The 20297-nt window shown below is 44.6% G+C and carries 17 protein-coding genes and 1 pseudogene; 16 read left to right on the forward strand and 2 right to left on the reverse strand.

Features of this window, described 5'->3' with window-relative positions; translation table 11 throughout:
* Positions 1-6: 6 nt before the first annotated feature.
* The 12 genes from fdx (at position 7) to MKS89_RS03505 (ending at position 11912) form a co-directional block, all read left to right on the forward strand.
* A complete protein-coding gene (gene fdx / locus MKS89_RS03450) occupies positions 7-345 on the forward strand; it encodes an ISC system 2Fe-2S type ferredoxin (protein WP_072962666.1) in 339 nt (112 codons plus the stop codon).
* Positions 346-380: 35 nt separating this feature from the next.
* Entirely contained in the window at positions 381-575 is a 195-nt protein-coding gene (gene iscX / locus MKS89_RS03455; protein WP_072962663.1) for a Fe-S cluster assembly protein IscX, read from the forward strand.
* Positions 576-743: 168 nt separating this feature from the next.
* The gene (gene pepB / locus MKS89_RS03460; protein WP_072962660.1) at positions 744-2030 is read left to right on the forward strand and encodes an aminopeptidase PepB; all 1287 of its coding nucleotides are present in this window, start codon (positions 744-746) and stop codon (positions 2028-2030) included.
* A 55-nt stretch (positions 2031-2085) separates the two neighbouring features.
* Positions 2086-2523, forward strand: a complete 438-nt coding sequence (gene ndk, locus MKS89_RS03465; protein ID WP_072962659.1) for a nucleoside-diphosphate kinase — start codon at positions 2086-2088, stop codon at positions 2521-2523.
* Positions 2524-2669: 146 nt separating this feature from the next.
* Complete coding sequence (gene rlmN, locus MKS89_RS03470; protein ID WP_072962656.1) at positions 2670-3794, forward strand: dual-specificity RNA methyltransferase RlmN; 1125 nt, start codon at positions 2670-2672, stop codon at positions 3792-3794.
* Between the two features lie 453 nt (positions 3795-4247).
* Positions 4248-5228 (forward strand): cytoskeleton protein RodZ, encoded by a 981-nt coding sequence (gene rodZ, locus MKS89_RS03475; RefSeq protein ID WP_072962653.1) that lies wholly within the window; start codon positions 4248-4250, stop codon positions 5226-5228.
* 8 nt (positions 5229-5236) lie between these two features.
* Positions 5237-6364, forward strand: a complete 1128-nt coding sequence (ispG, locus tag MKS89_RS03480) for a flavodoxin-dependent (E)-4-hydroxy-3-methylbut-2-enyl-diphosphate synthase (RefSeq protein ID WP_072962652.1) — start codon at positions 5237-5239, stop codon at positions 6362-6364.
* A 27-nt stretch (positions 6365-6391) separates the two neighbouring features.
* A complete protein-coding gene (gene hisS / locus MKS89_RS03485; RefSeq protein WP_072962649.1) occupies positions 6392-7669 on the forward strand; it encodes a histidine--tRNA ligase in 1278 nt (425 codons plus the stop codon).
* 44 nt (positions 7670-7713) lie between these two features.
* Positions 7714-8328 (forward strand): YfgM family protein, encoded by a 615-nt coding sequence (locus tag MKS89_RS03490; protein ID WP_072962647.1) that lies wholly within the window; start codon positions 7714-7716, stop codon positions 8326-8328.
* Between the two features lie 12 nt (positions 8329-8340).
* Entirely contained in the window at positions 8341-9501 is a 1161-nt protein-coding gene (bamB, locus tag MKS89_RS03495) for an outer membrane protein assembly factor BamB (RefSeq protein ID WP_072962644.1), read from the forward strand.
* Between the two features lie 183 nt (positions 9502-9684).
* Positions 9685-11169, forward strand: coding sequence for a ribosome biogenesis GTPase Der (gene der, locus MKS89_RS03500; RefSeq protein ID WP_072962747.1), 1485 nt, complete (start codon positions 9685-9687; stop codon positions 11167-11169).
* A gap of 497 nt (positions 11170-11666) precedes the next feature.
* On the forward strand, positions 11667-11912 hold the full coding sequence (locus tag MKS89_RS03505) for a zinc ribbon domain-containing protein (protein WP_072962642.1): 246 nt from the start codon (positions 11667-11669) through the stop codon (positions 11910-11912).
* A 1-nt stretch (position 11913) separates the two neighbouring features.
* Here the strand turns inward: MKS89_RS03505 and xseA are convergent, their stop codons facing one another.
* A complete protein-coding gene (gene xseA / locus MKS89_RS03510) occupies positions 11914-13254 on the reverse strand; it encodes an exodeoxyribonuclease VII large subunit (RefSeq protein ID WP_072962639.1) in 1341 nt (446 codons plus the stop codon).
* A 209-nt stretch (positions 13255-13463) separates the two neighbouring features.
* Here xseA and guaB point away from each other — a divergent pair, with 209 nt between their 5' ends.
* The 3 genes and pseudogenes from guaB (at position 13464) to MKS89_RS03525 (ending at position 16935) form a co-directional block, all read left to right on the forward strand.
* Entirely contained in the window at positions 13464-14930 is a 1467-nt protein-coding gene (guaB, locus tag MKS89_RS03515; protein WP_072962636.1) for an IMP dehydrogenase, read from the forward strand.
* A gap of 97 nt (positions 14931-15027) precedes the next feature.
* Complete coding sequence (gene guaA / locus MKS89_RS03520) at positions 15028-16605, forward strand: glutamine-hydrolyzing GMP synthase (protein WP_072962634.1); 1578 nt, start codon at positions 15028-15030, stop codon at positions 16603-16605.
* A gap of 79 nt (positions 16606-16684) precedes the next feature.
* Positions 16685-16935, forward strand: a pseudogene (locus MKS89_RS03525) (hypothetical protein).
* 240 nt (positions 16936-17175) lie between these two features.
* On the opposite strand, the gene MKS89_RS03530 reads toward MKS89_RS03525, so the two are convergent.
* Positions 17176-18909: a DNA methyltransferase gene (locus tag MKS89_RS03530; RefSeq protein ID WP_072962631.1), complete on the reverse strand. Its 1734-nt coding sequence runs from the start codon at positions 18907-18909 to the stop codon at positions 17176-17178.
* A gap of 191 nt (positions 18910-19100) precedes the next feature.
* Between MKS89_RS03530 and MKS89_RS03535 the strand changes: the two genes are divergently transcribed.
* Positions 19101-19841, forward strand: a complete 741-nt coding sequence (locus MKS89_RS03535) for a helix-turn-helix domain-containing protein (RefSeq protein ID WP_077316565.1) — start codon at positions 19101-19103, stop codon at positions 19839-19841.
* The last annotated feature ends 456 nt before the right edge of the window (positions 19842-20297 follow it).

The following is a 20297-nucleotide window of genomic DNA, read 5'->3' on the forward strand; positions in this document are numbered from 1 at the left end:
ACAAACATGCCAAAGATTATTGTTTTACCTCATGAAGATCTATGTCCCGAAGGTGCTGTCCTTGAGGCAGAAGCCGGAGAAACGGTTCTTGATGTGGCGTTGAAAAATGGGATTGAGATTGAGCACGCGTGTGAGAAGTCATGTGCGTGTACAACTTGCCATGTTATCGTTCGGGAAGGGTTTGATTCACTGGATGAAAGTGATGAGCTGGAAGACGATATGCTGGATAAGGCTTGGGGGCTTGAGCCAGAGTCTCGTCTGGGGTGCCAGGCGAAAGTGACCGATGAAGATCTGGTCATTGAAATCCCTAAATATACATTGAACCATGCAGCGGAAGAGCATTGATTTTGCCGTTGCTCCGTATCTGATAGGAACGAATGATGAAGTGGATTGATTCACGGGATATTGCTATCGAACTATGCGACCTTTATCCTGATGTTGACCCGAAAAGTGTACGCTTTACCGATTTACATCAATGGGTCATGGATTTGGATGATTTTGATGATGAGCCAAATCATTCGAATGAAAAAATTCTGGAAGCAATTATTCTGTGTTGGATGGACGAAGTCGATTAGGTTGCCATCCTTGCATTCAGAGTGTTTGTAAAATAAATCTCGTCAAAAGCGGATCTTTACAGGTCCGCTTTTTATCAATTTGACATGTTTGCCAGATATAATGGTAAATTGTCTGAGTGAACTAGGAAAAAATAAGTGGCAAAAAGTGAAAAAAGACAAGGAGAGGCCATGTCTGTAAATATGTCAGTATCAATTAGCCAAGAGAAAGCCCCTGAACAGTGGGGAGAGACGGCGACAGTTTCTTATTCCGAATCCGGTGTGACCATTCATATCGATCCATCATCTACCCCGCTCGCAACGATTCAGAAAGCTGCCCGAAAAATGGATGGGCAAAGTTTACGTAATATTTCATTAATTGGTAGTGATTGGGATTTAGAGCGAATTTGGGCTTTTTATCAAGGATATCGTGATCCGAAAAAATTAAACACATTGACATGGGAAGCGCTTGCTGAAGATGATCAGCGAGAACTAGAGGCTCGGATCAAAACATCTGACTGGGCAAGAGATGTCATTAATAAGAGTGCGGAAGAGGTTGCCCCTCGACAGTTGGCAACGATGGCTGCTGAATTTGTGAAGTCTCTCGCGCCTGACTCGGTTTCTTATCGTATCGTCAAAGATAAAGATTTACTTTCTGATGGTTGGGCAGGCATTTTTGCTGTCGGGCGCGGCTCTGAACGGACTTCAGCGATGCTGCAATTGGATTTCAATCCAACGGGTGATGAGAATGCCCCCGTGTATGCCTGTCTGGTCGGCAAAGGTATTACATTTGATTCGGGTGGTTATAGCCTGAAACCATCGAACTTCATGTCATCAATGAAATCGGATATGGGTGGTGCTGCGTTGGCTACCAGTGGTTTAGGACTAGCGATGTTACGCGGTCTGAATAAACGGGTGAAACTGATTCTGTGCTGTGCGGAAAATATGGTGTCCGGACGCGCACTGAAGTTGGGCGATGTGATTACCTATAAGAATGGTAAAACGGTTGAAATCATGAACACCGATGCGGAAGGGCGTTTAGTGTTGGCCGATGGTCTGATCTATGCGAGTGAACAAAACCCAGAGATGATTATTGACTGTGCAACGCTGACCGGTGCGGCGAAGACGGCATTGGGTGTTGACTACCATGCACTGATGAGTTTTGACGAAAGTTTAAGTCATCAGGCACTTTCCGTTGCGAAAATGGAAGATGAACGTTTATGGCCGCTGCCACTGGAGTCATTCCATCGTGACATGTTGTCTTCTAGTTTTGCCGATCTATCAAATATCAGCGCTTCTGACTATACGCCGGGTGCCAGTACCGCAGCTGCATTTTTGTCGCATTTTGTTGAAGATTACCGCAAAGGTTGGTTACATTTCGATTGTGCCGCGACTTACCGTAAATCAGCCACGGATAAGTGGGCTGCGGGTGCAACGGGGATTGGCATTCGTACTTTGGCTCGTTTATTGACTGACTAAAATAAAATTCAGATCTTGATATTTGAATAACAATAGAGAAAGAAAGGACAATTTTATGGCATTAGAGAGAACGTTTTCTATCATTAAACCCGATGCTGTAGAGCGTAATCTGATTGGTGAAATTTATCATCGTATTGAAAAAGCCGGATTGCAGATTATTGCGGCGAAGATGGTACATCTGACTGAAGAGCAGGCGAGTGGTTTCTACGCTGAGCATCAAGGCAAACCATTTTTTGAGCCGCTCAGAGAGTTTATGATTTCCGGACCCATCATGGTACAGGTACTTGAGGGTGAAAATGCCATTGCTCGCTACCGTGAGCTGATGGGAAAAACCAACCCGGAAGAAGCTGCTTGCGGCACGCTGCGCGCAGATTACGCACTGAGCATGCGTCTGAATTCTGTTCATGGTAGTGATAGTGAAGATTCTGCTGCCCGGGAAATCGCTTTTTTCTTCCCTGATTCAGAAATCTGTCCAAGAGTATCTCAGTCATAATTGAACGTTGTTATCATTGAAAGATGCAGTTGAAAAACCCCGCTTAAAGCGGGGTTTTGTTACTTATTCACAGGGCTTGTTGTCAGTGCTCAAAGGCTGTACAATTCGCGCCCTGAATTTGATGTACGGCTTTTCTGAGAGGCACCATGACCACACAAAAAATTAATCTGCTTGATTTTGATCGTACAGCTTTGCGTCAGTTTTTCACTGAAGAGCTGAACGAGAAAGCGTTTCGTGCTGATCAAATCATGAAGTGGATTTATCACTTTGGTTGTGATGACTTTGAACTGATGACCAACATTAACAAAAAGCTGAGAGAGAAACTGAAAAATCGCTGTGAAATTAAAGCGCCACTGGTTTCAGAAGCTCAGCATTCATCGGATGGTACGATCAAATGGGCGATGCGGGTTGGTGACCAAGATGTCGAGACCGTTTATATCCCGGAAGATGATCGGGCCACATTATGTGTGTCATCTCAAGTTGGTTGTGCACTGGAATGTAAGTTCTGTTCTACAGCACAACAAGGATTCAACCGTAATTTACGCGTTTCCGAAATTATTGGGCAAGTCTGGCGTGCTGCACGTGAAATCGGTATGGAAAAAGAGACTGGCCGACGTCCTATCACTAACGTTGTGATGATGGGCATGGGTGAACCCTTACTCAACATGAAAAACCTGCTTCCTGCATTGGAGATTATGCTGGATGACTTAGGATTCGGGTTATCCAAGCGTCGAGTGACTGTGTCTACATCTGGTGTTGTTTCCGGACTGGAACAGATGACCGGACGGATTGATGTTGCGTTGGCGATCTCTCTTCATGCACCGAATGATAAACTGCGCAGTGAAATCATGCCGATTAATGATCGGTGGGATATTCAGGATTTTCTGTCCTCTGTACGTCGTTATATCGCCTCGTCAAATGCGAACCGTGGCAAAGTAACGGTTGAATATATCCTGCTTGATCATGTCAATGACGGGACGGAACACGCTCACGAACTGGCGGAATTAATGAAAGATACGCCATGTAAGATAAACCTGATCCCATTCAATCCTTATCCGGGATCGCCATATCGGAAACCAAGCAACTCCCGTATTGATCGATTCATGAAGACCTTAATGGGACATGAATACACCGTAACGGTTCGTAAAACGCGTGGGGATGATATTGACGCAGCTTGCGGCCAGCTTGTCGGAGATGTCATTGATCGGACCAAACGGACTCGGTTATTGACTGAGCAGGAAAATGCAATTCCGATTAAAGCGGTTCAATAATTTCGGTTGCATATAGCTTTCTCTGACGCGGGTGTTTATTTTTTATGATTAAAACGGTCCCGTGTCGAAATCTCCTCCATTTTATATGTTTAACTTCCTTTATTGGTGCTTTTTGAGCGTATATTTTATCTCTGTTCAAGAAGTGCGATGAGTTGATAAAAGTCGTCTTCTTGCCTGTATCACTCAGTGTTTAGCCCTCTTTTGTGTCAATTTTCCGAAAAACTTAGATTTGACCGAGTCTTCTTCCTTAATTCATTGTTGTTTCAGTTTTAATATCCTTTAGAATGACGATTGTGTGTATCAAAATTATTTGAGTTATTGATAATATTGACGCTAAGATGAACTTTATTTTGTGCTGGAACGGAAATAAGCTATCCCAAAAGAACTAAAATCAATAAAGCGCTATGCTTATTATAGAGTTACAGCAAAGAGACAAGAGATAGACGCTACGTGATGACAGAATCAGAAATAGTAAAAGAAGAAGATAACCAGATAGGCCCCGGCACACTTCTTAAACAGAAGCGCGAGTCTCTCGGGCTGACTCAAAAGCAGATCGCGGACAAGCTTCGGCTACGTCTGACGATTATACAATCGCTTGAGGAAAATAATTTTGATATCGACAAGGTATCAACATTTACAAGAGGTTATGTTCGTTCTTATGCCAAACTGGTTGGAATTGATGAGCCGGAAATACTCACAGCGTATGAGCATTACTGTGGTGTGACTGCCCCTGACTTATTGATGACCAGCTTTTCAAGAAAAACGACTCGAGAGCAGCATAACAGCCGGATTAATCTGATTACGGTTGGGATTGTTGCCATTGTGATCGGTATTTCATCGGTCTGGTGGTATCAAAACCAAAAACAGGACACCCTTATTCCAGCTCAGACCCAGACATCATCACAACAGGATCAAGTTGCGGGTTCGTCGGGAGATAAGAAGACTGATGGCTTTACGACGGTGCGAGATTTGACTCAGTCACCCCAAGAGTCATCTAAGACTGAGAATGCAGCGTTACCTGCAGAAGAGCCAGAAGCAAACGTCGCTGATGACACTGCTGTCGCTGAACCTGAATCGGCACAACCTTCGCAAGACGAGCAGGAAGCGGTGACCGATGAAACCGATACCGCGTCAGCGGAGCCGGTTGCTTCCGATTCAGCAACACCTCCCGCAGATGAGCCGCAGTCTTCAGTTGCATTGACTGCTTTGACCATGAATTTTGCGAATGATTGTTGGGTTCGCATCACTGATACAAACGGTAAAACGTTAGTGATTGGATTGAAGAAAGCGAATCAATCTGTTCAGCTTCAGGGAGAAGCACCATTTAAGGTTATTTTAGGGGCTCCGGAAAGTGTTTCTATGACATTTGCAGGTGAACCTGTTGACCTTTCTGGGTATACTTCAGGCAAAGTAGCCAGATTTAGCTTACCTTAGACAAAAATATGCAATATGAGTCTCCAATAAAGCGTCGCCGTTCGACACGTATCTACGTTGGCGATGTTCCTATCGGCGATGGTGCTCCCATCGCAGTTCAGTCGATGACAAATACGAGAACAACCGATGTCGAGGCAACGGTTGCTCAAATCCATTCACTGGAAAAAGTCGGTGCAGATATTGTTCGGGTTTCAGTTCCGACCATGGATGCAGCGGAAGCATTCCGAGAAATTAAGAAGCGTGTATCGATTCCTTTGATCGCCGATATTCATTTTGATTACCGTATTGCACTTCAGGTTGCTGAATACGGTGTCGATTGTTTACGGATCAACCCGGGGAATATCGGCCGTGAAGAGCGAATTCGTGCCGTTGTCGATTGCGCTCGAGATAAAGGCATTCCCATCCGAATTGGTGTCAATGGTGGGTCATTAGAAAAAGATATTCAGCAGAAATATGGTGAACCAACAGCCGAAGCGCTGGTGGAATCCGCAATGCGTCATGTTGATATTCTTGATCGACTCAATTTTGATCAATTTAAAGTGAGTGTGAAAGCCTCCGATGTTTTTCTGGCCGTTGATTCTTATCGTTTGTTGGCTCAGAAAATCGATCAACCTTTACACTTAGGGATCACCGAAGCCGGTGGCGCGCGCGCGGGGGCGGTTAAATCATCCGTTGGGCTGGGCATGTTGCTTGCGGAGGGGATTGGCGATACGTTGCGTATTTCGTTGGCGGCAAATCCGGTCGAAGAAATTAAAGTCGGTTTTGATATCCTCAAATCTCTGCGGATTCGTTCTCGGGGAATCAATTTTATTGCCTGTCCGAGTTGTTCCCGTCAAGAGTTTGATGTCATCGGCACCGTCAATGCACTGGAAGAGCGTCTTGAAGATATCCTTACACCAATGGATGTCTCGATTATTGGCTGTGTCGTCAATGGTCCCGGAGAAGCCGAAGCTTCACATTTGGGCATTGCGGGTAGCAATCGCAAAAGTGCATTTTATGAAGATGGGATCCGCCAGAAAGAACGGTTCGACAATGATGATTTAATTCATCAGCTTGAAGCAAAAATTCGGGCAAAAGCGTCAATGCTCGACCAGCAAAATCGCATTCAAGTCACTCAAGTCGAAGACAACAATTAATATCATGATGAATTTACGGTAATCCTTGTGACAAAAACAATTCAAGCAATTCGAGGCATGAATGATTGCCTCCCGACACAATCACCGCTCTGGCAAAAGGTTGAGGGCAAAGTAAAACAAGTTATCAATGCATACGGCTATAGTGAAATCCGTATGCCGATCATTGAAATGACGCATCTGTTCAGTCGAGCGATCGGTGAAGTGACCGATGTGGTTGAAAAAGAAATGTACACTTTCGAAGATCGGAATGGTGATAGCCTAACCTTGCGTCCTGAAGGTACGGCTGGTTGTGTCCGAGCCGGCATTCAAAATGGTCTGTTATATAATCAGGAACAGCGTTTGTGGTATATGGGGCCGATGTTCCGCCATGAGCGACCTCAGAAAGGACGATACCGCCAATTCCATCAGTGTGGTGTCGAGGTGTTTGGTCTTGATGGACCAGACATTGATGCAGAGTTAATCATGATGACCGCCCGGATGTGGCAGGCGTTGGGAATCGCACCCTATGTAAAACTCGAACTCAATTCAATTGGGTCACCAGAGGCGCGTGCTGAATACCGGACCGCGTTAATTGCCTTCCTGGAGCAGCATGAATCTGTGTTGGATGAAGACAGCAAACGTCGGATGTATACCAATCCGCTGCGAGTGTTGGACACCAAAAATCCAGAAATTCAGGCCATTTTGGGTGAGGCACCGAAGTTGTCTGAATATCTTGATAGTGATTCTCGTGCTCATTTTGCTGGTTTATGTGAACTTCTTGACGCTGCAGGCATCGAATACACGGTCAATGAGCGTTTAGTTCGCGGGCTGGATTACTATAATCGTACCGTTTTTGAATGGGTGACTGAAAGTCTCGGGGCTCAGGGCACGGTCTGTGGCGGTGGTCGCTATGATGGTCTTGTCGAACAAATGGGCGGCAAAGCGACATCTGCGGTTGGTTTCGCGATGGGATTGGAACGTCTGGTCCTGATGGTTGAAGCATTGGAACTGACTGATGATATTGCCCGTCAAGTCGATGTTTATATCGTAACGGCTGGCGAAGGCACATTATCGGCGGGAATGAAATTGGCCGAGTCTGTCCGGGAATCATTGCCGACGCTACGTATTATGAACCACTTTGGTGGTGGTAATTTCAAGAAACAGTTTAAGCGGGCCGATAAAGTCGGCGCCTCTGTTGCGTTAGTTCTCGGAGAGGATGAAATGGCACAACAGATGGTTGTCTTTAAAGATTTGAATGGTGGAACTCAGGAAACGGTTCTACAGTCAGATATCATTGAAAAACTGGCTTATTTTTTCAAGTGCTGATGGTTGGCAGTTCAGCTGAGATGCTTAATTAAAGAGGGAAAAACGTGGAACTCTACGATACCGAAGAACAACAAGTTGAAGCGATTAAGAATTGGTGGCAAGAGAATGGCAAAGCCGTCATTGTCGGCACCGTTGTCGGTTTAGCTGCGATTCTAGGCTGGAATTATTATCAGTCATCAGTGAAAGCCGCTCAGGTGGCTGCTTCTCATCAGTATTCTGATGTGGTTGATTCACTTTCTCAGCAAGGTCTCGACGCAGAAAAAACTGTTCAGAATTTCATTGAACAACATTCAGACAGTAATTATGCCGTGCTGGCCGCCATGCAGTTAGCGAAATCTCAAATTGAAGCCAAGCATCTGGATGAAGGACTTGCTCAGCTTGAGTGGGCTAAAGCGCATACCGATGATAAAGCATTGGATACGTTGATTGACTACCGAATTGCCCGGATTCAGGCTGAACAAGGTAACTATGAAAGTGCTGAAGCATCTTTGAAACAGATTACCGACTCAGGCTGGGTTGGTCGCGTTGCTGAGCTGAAAGGTGACATTGCGCTGCGTCAGGGCAATAAGGAAGCCGCTTATGTTGCCTATACAGAAGCTCAGCAGGCTGAAGATGCCAGCCAAACATTACAAATGAAGTTAGATGATCTTGCCAAATAAGGGCGTGAGTGAATGAAAAAGTGGTTTGGCAACTTATGTTTAATGGCTGCAATGACGAGCGGGTTGATTGGATGTTCCGGAGAAGAAGAATCGGTCGTCATGGCGCCTGTTCCTGTCGTCAAAAGTCAGTTTACGCCACATTCGGATTGGCATGCTTCCGTTGGCAGTGGGGTCGGTCATTATTTCTCAAAACTCAAGCCGAAGTATGCTTATGACACCATTTTTGTTGCAGACCGGGATGGTTTGGTCAAAGCGCTGAATCCGGAAAATGGTAAAGAGCTCTGGCATCATGATCTTGAAGTGGATGATCCTATTCGTTTGGCCGGCGGAATTGAGTCTGGATTTAACCAGATTTATGTTGGTAGTGAAAATGGGATGGTTTACGCGCTGGATGCGAAAAGCGGTGAACTGAAGTGGAAGCAGAGCATCGGTGGTGAAGTTCTGGCACCCCCGACAACTGACAGTAACCTATTGATCATCAATACCAGCAATGGCAATTTGACGGCACTGGATCAAAGCAGTGGCAAAGAACAATGGGTGATTAGTACCGAGGTACCAAACCTGACATTGCGCGGCGTGAGTGAACCGGTTGCTGTATCTGGCGGTGTGTTCTGGGGAACGGCCGGTGGTCGTCTGGCTGCTGCGATTACGTCCCGAGGGCAAATGATTTGGCAACAACCCATCGGGATACCGAAAGGGGCAACAGAAATTGATCGACTTGTGGATGTTGATTCATCGCCACTGGTTATCGGCAATTCCCTTTATATCATTGGTTATAATGGTCAATTGGTTGATGTTGATCTCCGTTCTGGCAAGCCGGTCTGGAAACGTAGCTATTCTTCAGCAAAGAATATCGCAACGGATGGTGGCCGTCTGTTCATCGCGACGGATGAAGATCATATTGTCGCGGTTGATGCGCGTAGTGGAACAGAACTGTGGACTAACAGTAAACTCGAACACCGCTTGGTAACCGCCCCCGTCGTGATCAGTAACTATGTTGTTGTTGGCGATAGCGAAGGTTACCTCTACTGGATTGACCGAAATAGTGGTGATTTTGTTGCTCAACAGTTTGTTGATAGCAGTGGATTTGCTGTTTCTCCTATCGCTTTGCCTGACAATAGTTATCTATCGATCACTCGAAATGGCGATCTGAAGAAACTGACGATCCGCTAAGAATTCGTGATATAATTTTATAATCGGCTCCTGGCTGGAAACAGTTAGGAGCCATTTTATTGTGGTTTTGAAAGACTGCTTTTTCAAGCAGTCGTGCTTTGTGTGATACCGACTGGATTCATCGAAATGAATGGACGCCGTCATGTGGTTATACACAAAGTATTGAACGATTTAGAGGTTGTTATGGTTCCTGTTGTTGCGCTGGTTGGGCGTCCGAATGTCGGTAAATCTACATTATTCAACCGATTAACCCGTACTCGCGATGCATTGGTTGCAGACTTTCCCGGTCTGACCCGAGACCGTAAGTATGGTCATGCCAAAGTAGGCGAGCAAGAGTTCATCGTGATTGATACTGGTGGTATTGATGGTGGTGAAGAAGGTGTCGAAAGCAAAATGGCACAACAATCTCTGGCTGCAATTGAAGAAGCCGATGTTGTGCTATTTATGGTCGATGGCCGTGCCGGATTAACGCCAGCAGATGAAGGGATTGCATCGCATTTACGTAAAATTGAAAAGACTTCATTTCTGGTTGTAAATAAAGTCGATGGCATTGATGCCGATGCTGCCAGCGCTGAATTCTGGCAGTTAGGGATGGCGCAGATGTTCCAAATTGCGGCAGCCCACGGACGAGGTGTCAGTGCGCTGATTGAGCGGGTTTTGACGCCAACGATTGAATCGTTAAAAGCACAGGCTGAAATCGAAGATCTGACCGACATCGAAACAGTTGAACAACCTGCCATACAGGATTACACCGAAGAAGATGCGGAAGCTGAGTATCAGCGCTTGCAAGAGCAACCGATCAAGCTGGCAATTATCGGTCGTCCCAATGTCGGCAAGTCAACGCTCACCAACCGTATTTTGGGTGAAGAGCGCGTCGTCGTTTATGACATGCCCGGAACCACCCGCGATTCGATCTACATTCCGATGCAACGTCAAGAACGTGAATATGTCTTGATCGATACAGCAGGCGTGCGGCGTCGTAAACGCATTCATGAGACCGTAGAAAAATTCTCGGTTGTGAAGACGCTTAAAGCAATTGAAGATGCGAACGTTGTATTGCTATTGATCGATGCACGGGAAAATATCTCTGATCAGGATTTGAGCTTGCTTGGTTTTGCCCTGAATGCCGGACGTTCGATTGTTCTCGCTGTAAACAAGTGGGATGGATTGGACATTGATGTAAAAGATCGCGTGAAAAAAGAGCTCGACCGTCGGTTGGGATTTGTTGATTTTGCCCGTATTCACTTTATTTCAGCATTGCATGGTACAGGTGTCGGCCATTTGTTTGAGTCTGTTGAAGAGGCCTACAAATCAGCGACAACGCGTGTGAGCACATCGGTGTTGACGCGTATTATGAAAATGGCAACGGAAGATCATCAGGCACCGATGGTACGAGGTCGACGCGTCAAGTTAAAATATGCCCATGCCGGTGGTTATAACCCGCCGATCATTGTCATTCACGGTAACTTGGTCAATGAGCTGCCAGACTCTTACAAACGTTATTTAATGAATTACTATCGCAAGTCTTTAGAGATTATGGGCACACCGATCCGGATTCAGTTCCAGAGCAGTGAAAACCCGTATGAGAATAAGTCCTCTAAGTTAACTTTGTCTCAAGAGAGACAGAAAAAGCGTTTGATGTCGATGATGAAACATCGCAAAAAATAGTTTTTCGTTATGCAGAAGCATCAAGAGCCCGGCAAACAAGCCGGGCTTTTTCATGTCCGGCGTTTGGTTTCTGTCACCGACAATCTTTTACAAACAACAGACAATGTAAGGTGTATGATCTTTTTATGAAATGCTTTTTGTTGGTTTTGAATACGGATATTTATTTATAATATATCGTTTAAAATTCAAAAACAGAACATGTAACTTATGCTTTCGGTGTGTGGTTATATAAATGTTCTTTTTGGTATTGATCGCTGATCAGTGTGAATAAAGCATGAGATCAAGCAAAGATCTTATTCTTTGCTGTCAGGATCCTCGTTATCATCCTTTTTACCAGTGCAAGCAAATACTTATACATGCCTGCTTCACAGAGTATACAATCAATCGAGTGATTTCAGATCTGATCTTTTTCCATATACGATCAGGTATACGGATCTGAGATGTGGATCAGATCGGCGGTGAGTGAAATCGTGCTATTCCAAAAAGGAGGAGAAAGGATGAACCTGAATCAATGTCCAGCGTGTGATGAAGCACTTCAATGGGATGGACAGTATTATTGTCCGGTATGTGCGATACATTACCGCAAAGTCGCGTACTGTCCTGATTGCCAAACTGAATTGGAGCGACTGCAAGCCTGTGGTGCGGTCAGCTACTTTTGTCCACAGTGTAACGAACAGAAATCAAAACGAAATCCTAAACTACGCTTGATATTTCAACCGATAGGACAAGACTCTGAGCGATAATTTACTCAGTCTGAATGACGGTTGAGCGAATCGTGCCATCGGTAAGGCGAGTGGTGATGCATTCACCGGGTTTGACATCGTTCAGACTCCGGATGATCTGACCGGACTGGTTTTGAGTAACGGAGTAACCTCGTCTCAACGTCGAAAGCGGGCTGACGGCATCCAATGTTTCGGCTGCGAGTGCCAATTGATGACGTGAACTGAGCAATCTTCTTTCTATCGCATCAATATAACGCTGTTCATATTTTTTCAGCAGATAATGCTGTTGCTGAATCTGCTGTTGTGGCGAGTTGTATCTGAGTTGGTTGGTGGTTCGCTCGACCATTTGCGAATGTCTGGCTAAATAATGCTGCATGGCTTGTTGCAGGCGAATACTCAACTCATCCATCTGCTGAATTTGTCGTTCCAGACGATAACTTGGGTGTTGTTTTTCCAAGGCATATTGATGTGTCTGACTCTTCTGACGTTGTTCTGCCAGATAATAACGTATCGCTTGGCTCAGACGGTGACGATAATTGAGCAGGCCGGTCCGTTTGTAACTACTGTCACGGCTCACTAACTCGGCTGCGGCTGAAGGTGTCGGAGCTCGCACGTCGGCGACAAAATCAGCAATCGTGATATCAATTTCATGACCCACTGCACTGACAATCGGGATTTGGCTGGCAGCGATTGTTCGGGCGACAATTTCATGGTTAAAACACCATAAGTCTTCCAGAGAGCCGCCTCCGCGTCCAACGATTAACACATCACATTCTTGACGGGCGTTGGCGCGGCCAATCGCTTGGGCAATTCGAATCGCAGCATCTTCTCCCTGTACCATCGTCGGATAGATAATCACAGGCAGTGTCGGATCACGGCGTTTCAACACATCGAGAATATCAAACAGGGCGGCACCGGTTTTGGAGGTAATGATACCGATACATTGCGGGTGCTCAGGCAAAGGTTTCTTATTACCGGGAGCAAATAGGCCTTCCGCAGTGAGCTTTTGCTTCAATTGCTCGAATTCTTGTTGAAGCCGTCCATCACCTTCAGCTTGCATACTTTCAATGATTAACTGATAGTCACCCCGTGGTTCGTATAACGACAGACGTGCTCTGACCAAAACCTGCTGTCCGTTTTGGGGTCTGAAGGAGACAAAACGATTATTGCCTTTAAACATGGCACACTTGACCTGTGCCCGGGCGTCTTTCAGCGATAAGTACCAATGCCCTGAAACCGGTGCGGAAAAATTGGAGACTTCACCGAGCAGCCAGATGATGCCCATCTCATTTTCGAGGAGCAGACGAACTTCTGCATTAAGGCGGGATACCGTATAAATGTTTTGGTTGTTTGCAGATAGCACAGGAGAATGTCGTGGCCGTAGGAATGGAAATTAGCCGCAATATAATACATATCAAGGGGGCAATTGCAAATAAAAATTGAATAAATGTGTAGTAAAACGATTAATCGCTCGGTATAATCCCTCCGCAATATCAAATCCAATTCACTTTGATAAAAACATTTGAGGGATTGGGTTATTTCTTTTAACACCCTAGCTGTGAGATATTGCAAATGCTACGAATCGCCAAAGAAGCCCTGACTTTTGATGACGTATTGCTCGTCCCCGCCCATTCAACTGTTCTCCCAAATACTGCTGACCTGAAAACTCGGCTGACCAAAAATATCACGCTGAACATTCCAATGATCTCTGCGTCCATGGATACAGTCACAGAGGCTCGTCTTGCGATTGCTTTGGCTCAGGAAGGTGGCATTGGCTTTATTCATAAGAATATGTCAATCGAACAACAAGCTGCTCAGGTTCGTCAGGTGAAAATCTATGAAGCCGGGGTTGTTACTTCTCCGGTGACGGTTCAACCAGAGCAAACCATCGCTGATGTTATGGCTCTGACTGAAAAACATGGCTTTGCCGGATTCCCTGTCGTGACAGAGAATAATGAGCTGGTTGGTATTATCACTGGCCGTGATGTCCGTTTCGTGACGGACTTGACCAAAAAAGTCTCTGTGGTTATGACGCCAAAAGAACGTTTAGCTGCGGTAAAAGAAGGCGCATCTCGTGCGGAAGTTCAGGAAAAAATGCACCAAGCCCGTGTTGAAAAAGTTCTGGTTGTGAATGATGAATTCCAACTGACAGGAATGATCACTGCAAAAGATTTCCATAAAGCAGAAATTGCACCAAATGCGTGTAAAGATGAGTTGGGTCGTTTGCGTGTGGGTGCTGCTATCGGTGCCGGTGCAGGCAATGAAGAGCGTGTCAAAGCATTGGTTGAAGCTGGTGTTGATGTGTTGTTGATTGATTCTTCTCATGGTCATTCTGAAGGGGTCTTGCAACGGATTCGTGAAACACGCGCCACTTTCCCTAATTTAGATATTATCGGTGGCAACGTTGCAACGGCTGAAGGTGCTCGTGCGCTGATTGAAGCTGGTGTGAGTGCAGTCAAAGTGGGTATCGGCCCCGGCTCGATTTGTACCACGCGTATTGTCACGGGTGTCGGGGTACCACAGATTTCAGCCATTGGTGATGCCGCATCTGTTGCCAACGAATATGACATTCCAGTGATTGGGGATGGCGGTGTCCGTTTCTCCGGTGATATCTGTAAAGCAATCGCTGCCGGCGCATCTTGCGTGATGGTCGGTTCGATGCTTGCCGGTACAGAAGAATCTCCGGGAGAAGTGATTCTTTATCAAGGTCGTTCTTATAAAGCCTATCGTGGTATGGGTTCACTGGGCGCAATGTCAAAAGGCTCTTCAGATCGTTACTTCCAGTCAGATAATGCAGCCGATAAGTTAGTTCCGGAAGGGATTGAAGGACGTATTGCATACAAAGGTCTGCTGAAAGAAATCGTTCACCAACAAATGGGTGGTCTGCGCTCTTGTATGGGATTGACCGGTTCCGCAACGATTGAAGATCTGCGTACCAAGGCTCAATTCGTAAGAATTTCTGGTGCTGGCATTCAAGAATCCCATGTCCACGATGTTCAAATTACGAAAGAAGCACCAAACTATCGTTTAGGGTCATAATCCCGTAACGAAAACGTTTGCTTTTTGCTTGATGATGACATGAGAGGCGAGTAAACTCGCCTCCGTTCTATAAACTTTTCTTTGAAGACGACTCAACATGACCAAAAACATTCATGACCAACGGATCCTTATCCTAGATTTTGGTTCACAATACACGCAGCTTGTCGCACGTCGTGTCCGTGAAATTGGCGTATATTGCGAATTATGGAGCTGGGATGTCGATGAAGCCGACATTCGAGAATTTAATCCGAACGGCATCATATTATCAGGTGGCCCTGAAAGTGTGACCGAGGAAAACTCGCCTCGCGCACCACAATATGTCTTTGATTGTGGCGTGCCTGTTTTGGGCGTTTGCTATGGGATGCAGACCATGGCAGAACAATTGGGCGGGAAAGTCTCCGGTTCGACTGAGCGTGAATTTGGCTATGCTCAGGTGAAGGTTGTTCAGGAATCGAAGCTGTTTGAAGGCTTGCGTGATAGCGTCACTGACGATAACTATGCGCTGTTAGATGTTTGGATGAGCCACGGTGATAAAGTCGTAGAGATTCCAATGGGATTCACCCAAGTTGCGCAAACGGATACCTGTCCGTATGCAGCAATGGCAAATGAAGAGAAAAAATACTACGGGGTGCAGTTCCATCCTGAAGTGACTCACACCAAGCAAGGCCTGCAAATGCTGGAAAACTTCGTTTTTGGTGCATGTGGTTGTGAACGCTTGTGGACGCCTAGCTCAATTATTGAAGATGCGGTTGCCCGAATTAAAGAAACTGTCGGTGACGATGAAGTCCTTCTGGCGCTTTCCGGTGGTGTCGATTCATCAGTTGTTGCGATGCTGGTTCAACGTGCTATCGGTGACAAACTGACCTGTGTTTTCGTTGATAACGGCTTATTACGCCTCAACGAAGGCCAGCAGGTGATGGAAATGTTCGGTGACCATTTCGGGCTGAATATCATCAAAGTTGATGCTGAAGAACGTTTTCTCAATGCACTGGTTGGCAAGTCTGATCCGGAAGAGAAACGAAAAGTTATCGGGCACGAGTTCATTGAAGTCTTTGATGAAGAAGCCAGCAAGCTGCAAAATGCCAAATGGCTTGCACAGGGTACTATTTATCCGGATGTCATCGAATCTGCTGCTTCTAAGACTGGTAAAGCACATGTGATTAAATCACACCACAATGTGGGTGGATTACCAGAAGATATGGAAATGGGCTTGGTTGAACCGTTACGTGAGCTCTTTAAAGATGAAGTACGTAAAATTGGTTTAGAACTCGGCCTGCCATATGACATGCTATATCGTCATCCATTCCCGGGGCCGGGTCTGGGTGTCCGAGTTTTAGGTGAAATCAAGAAAGAATATTGTGATTTACTGCGCCGCGCAGATGCCATCTTTATTGAAGAGCTACGTGCTGCGGACTTGTATAACCAAGTATCACAAGCATTCACCGTGTTCCTCCCAGTTCGTTCAGTCGGTGTAATGGGCGATGGCCGGAAGTACGACTGGGTCGTATCGCTACGTGCCGTAGAAACGATCGACTTTATGACAGCACATTGGGCGCATCTGCCTTACGAATTCTTAGGCCGAGTCTCAAACCGCATTATCAATGAGATCGATGGTATCTCGCGCGTGGTTTACGATATTTCAGGTAAGCCACCGGCAACAATTGAGTGGGAGTAGGGCTGATTATCAATAGCGATTAAAGCCTTAAGCCAATAAATGCAATGCCAGTCAGGAATAATACTGACTGGCATTTTTTATGGTTTTTTACTTTCCTAAAAACCTTGCGGAGGTAATTGGTTTCTTCGCAGTGATGTTCATTGTGATACTGGCCTTCTATTTTTTGGGCAGTGGCTGCACAACACCGGACACGGCCCGAAGATGAAAGCCATTGTCGACAAAATGGAGGTATTCCAAAACAGGTTGGCCGATCGTGCATATAAGGATATGACGAGATCGGTCGATCAAATCGACAAAATGAGACGCTGGCCGTTTGGCCGACGTAAGTAGTTAGAAAGCACACGGGCCGGTGATGGTGCACCGGCTCGCATTTCCATATACATATGGCTGATTAGGGGGAAGCTGTAACTTGTTTCTGGACAATTGTGAGTTATCGACTTGGCTAATATTAGGTTCTGTAGGGCAAATGTAGGTCTTAATCGTTTACAGGAACAGGGGTAGCACCCAAATCGACCCTACCTAGGAAGGTAAGGTCAACGATACTTATTATTTTGAAAAATAGGGGGCAGTCTATACGTCGGCTAACAGTAGTTTTCCTGATTTAGGATTAATTTTATACCCTTTATCATGAATGATTTGTGTAATTTTTCCCAAATCGATCTCAGCAATGGCCACTCCTTCATACATAGCGTTACGTAGGATATCCAAATATATATGACTTGCTGTAAGCTCTTCACTGAAAGAAATAGCATCGATAGTTTTCTCGATAACGTCCATTCCATCATTGCGTAGTTCATACTCTTTAGGTGCAGAGTTCTCGTCACTTTTTTGCACGGTGACAATAAGATCTAGAGTTACAACTTTTTCAGTTCCAGAATTAAGTCCTTTAACGCTACGCTGCCCTTTATCTAAAATAGTAATGTTCACAGGCTTATTAGTAAAACCTGCATCACGTAAAGCTTGTTGAACGACAGCCCAAATAGATCCTTGGCTATTCCCAAAGACAACTGATAAATGCCCATCATTCTTTAAAACTCTTCGCGCTTCCTTAAAAGCACCTGTTAAGATTTTCTGGTAAGACTCTTTGCTCTTGGCTTTGTCTTTACCAGTTGTTCTCATTACCGCTTCCGAAGTATTGTCGGTATATTCACCTAACCAAGCTTCATGAAATAGGTTCATATCAGCGTAGAAAATGTTTGAACCAAAAGGAGGATCTGTAAAAACAAACTCGACGGAGTTGTCATGAAGATGAGCAAGATTATCTGCTGAAGCTGTTACATACTCTTGATTGGTTTCTAGAGCGTCATTTCCTCGGTAATCAGTTATTTGTTTGTCTGCTTTTACTAGCGCATTAATTTTTCTTTCAATAAGTTCATAAACGTTCCACTCGTAGAATACTGGTGCAATATAATAGTTTTGTATTGCTGCATTGAGCGGAGCTTTTTTGCTCCACTGGTAACGTTTGGACGCTCTTGGAAGAATTGCAGTGAAAGCAAACTTTAACTTTTGTCTTAAGGATTCATTTTCAACTTGTTCAAAGCGTTGCCATAGGTCATACAATATAATGGCATTTCTGTGCGAGAAAAACTTGTGCGTAGATGTCAAGTTCCATTTTTTAAGTGCAGAACGTTTATACATTTCTCGGTCTTCAGGTATATCTACACTTGGAAAGTACTCAAAGATACCGGAACTTTCAGCGCTCTCAATTTTTTCATAGTCAAATTCTGAAAGGCGCTGCTCTATTTGTTTACCAGCGCACCCTTTCAAAGAAACTACAACGGGTTCATCTCTTAGGAATTTTGCTCCTTTTTTGACAAAGATTTCACCACATGAAGGACATTTCAGTTTTTTTGGGTCCCAGTCATTATCATGAAGTGCGTTATAGTAATTAATTTCATTTTGGCAATGACCACATTCATAAACAAATGACCAAATTGTTTTACCAAACGACATCTTCAAGCCATCTTCTTCACGTAAGGAGTCATAAAAATGCCCCACAGTGGCTTTGCTATCATTCAGAATTCTTCGGGCTTCAGTTTCGAATTCTTCAGGAGTTACGGAGCTAAGGTAGCCCGTCCCGATATGCTTCCCTAAACGTGAAATATCACTGACAATGGCATTTCTACCTGCCATTTTGGCTGCAACCGCTGTCATGCCCGAACCAGCAAAGATATCGGCAACAGTATCGCCTGTTTTGGTATATTCTTCGATAAATGGAACAATAGCCATAACAGGCACTTTAGTTAAGTAGCTATGTCCGTTATAGATAGCATCAGAACGGCCTACTTTCAGGATATCTTGCATATTTTCTGACTTTTCGCATTACAGTAAAAATTTGATCATGCGAGTATACGTCACTGAAATCGCTTTAACTAGACTCTTTGTTTCTATTTTACGACACATATGACTGGTACGACCAGACATATGTGTCATGTCTTTATCGCGTGTATGCAAATAGTTTTATCATTAAATTTGCAACATGGCGCAAGACAATAATGAACAAAAATGACCTGATGTGGCAGTTGGCTGATAATGTTAAATGTTTGAGAGAACGTGAAAAATGGACTCAAGAGGAGCTTGCTGAAAGAGCAGATCTTAACGTTCGCCAGATTAGCCGTATCGAAAATGCTTCTAATGAAACTAGCCTTGAGAACCTTTGTGCTTTGGCAGATGTATTCGATATAGCTCCCAGTAAACTATACGAAAAACTGTTCTTTGAAACTAATATTGAGTGGTTGAATAGTATATTCCCGAGCGTAAGAGATATGGAGTATTTGGCAAAAAAAGAGGGGATAAAAGATATTTTTCAGGACAACGGGGGAAAGCTACTTCAAGTCCTCCTTGTTACTGGGTTAAAGGATTTGTCGGGTAGAGAAGGTAATGATGCCATTGACTGTTTTGGCAATGAGTATGAACTGAAGTCATTAAACGTTAATTTAGTTAAAGGTTTCTCGACTCATCATCACATGAACCCCAAGATAATTGAAAAATATAGAAAGGTAGATTGGGTTTTTGCTGTCTATAGTGATATTGAACTTCAAGAAATATGGCTGCTCACACCTGCTGACCTAGAGTTCTACTATGATAAGTGGACAACAAAATGGTATGACGAAGGAGGTAGGGACATTAATAACCCTAAGATTCCTTTAAAATATGTCCGTGAAAACGGCAGGTTGGTGTATGAGCGACCTCGAAGTGGAGATTTATTTTTCTCTGATATTACTCGTTTTTTGTAAATTTTAAGGCTTGAATCATCAAGCCTTTTTAACATTGCTTCTTTACTAAATCTTATTGAACTACTTATCTCAAGTGGTAGGTGTTCTCCGCATAACTTTGCTTCGACATCGCCCACAATCTCGCGATACCTCATCACAAATGTGAGCTTGCTGTAGTATTGTTGACTCATTGATTTACTAATTTCGCAATGTATTGCTAGGGGTTGTATAGGTCTCCTCCATCATTGCAAGGATAATTAGTCGTTTTTGACAGTAAATAGGTTTGCGTTCGTATATCCGGCTTCTATCTGAAGTATTCATACTTCGAGCCTCGATGAACTTCGCACATATCGTCCTTATCGTTGACACGGATTTTAATCCAAACGCCCTATCAGCTTTTCGATATGCAGTTTTACCTCTCTGTCATCACTTCTACTTATCCAGCAATCCTCGGAAGAGAACGACAATTTGCTGCAA

The sequence above is a fragment of the Vibrio gazogenes genome (assembly GCF_023920225.1).
Taxonomy (GTDB): Bacteria; Pseudomonadota; Gammaproteobacteria; order Enterobacterales; family Vibrionaceae; genus Vibrio; species Vibrio gazogenes.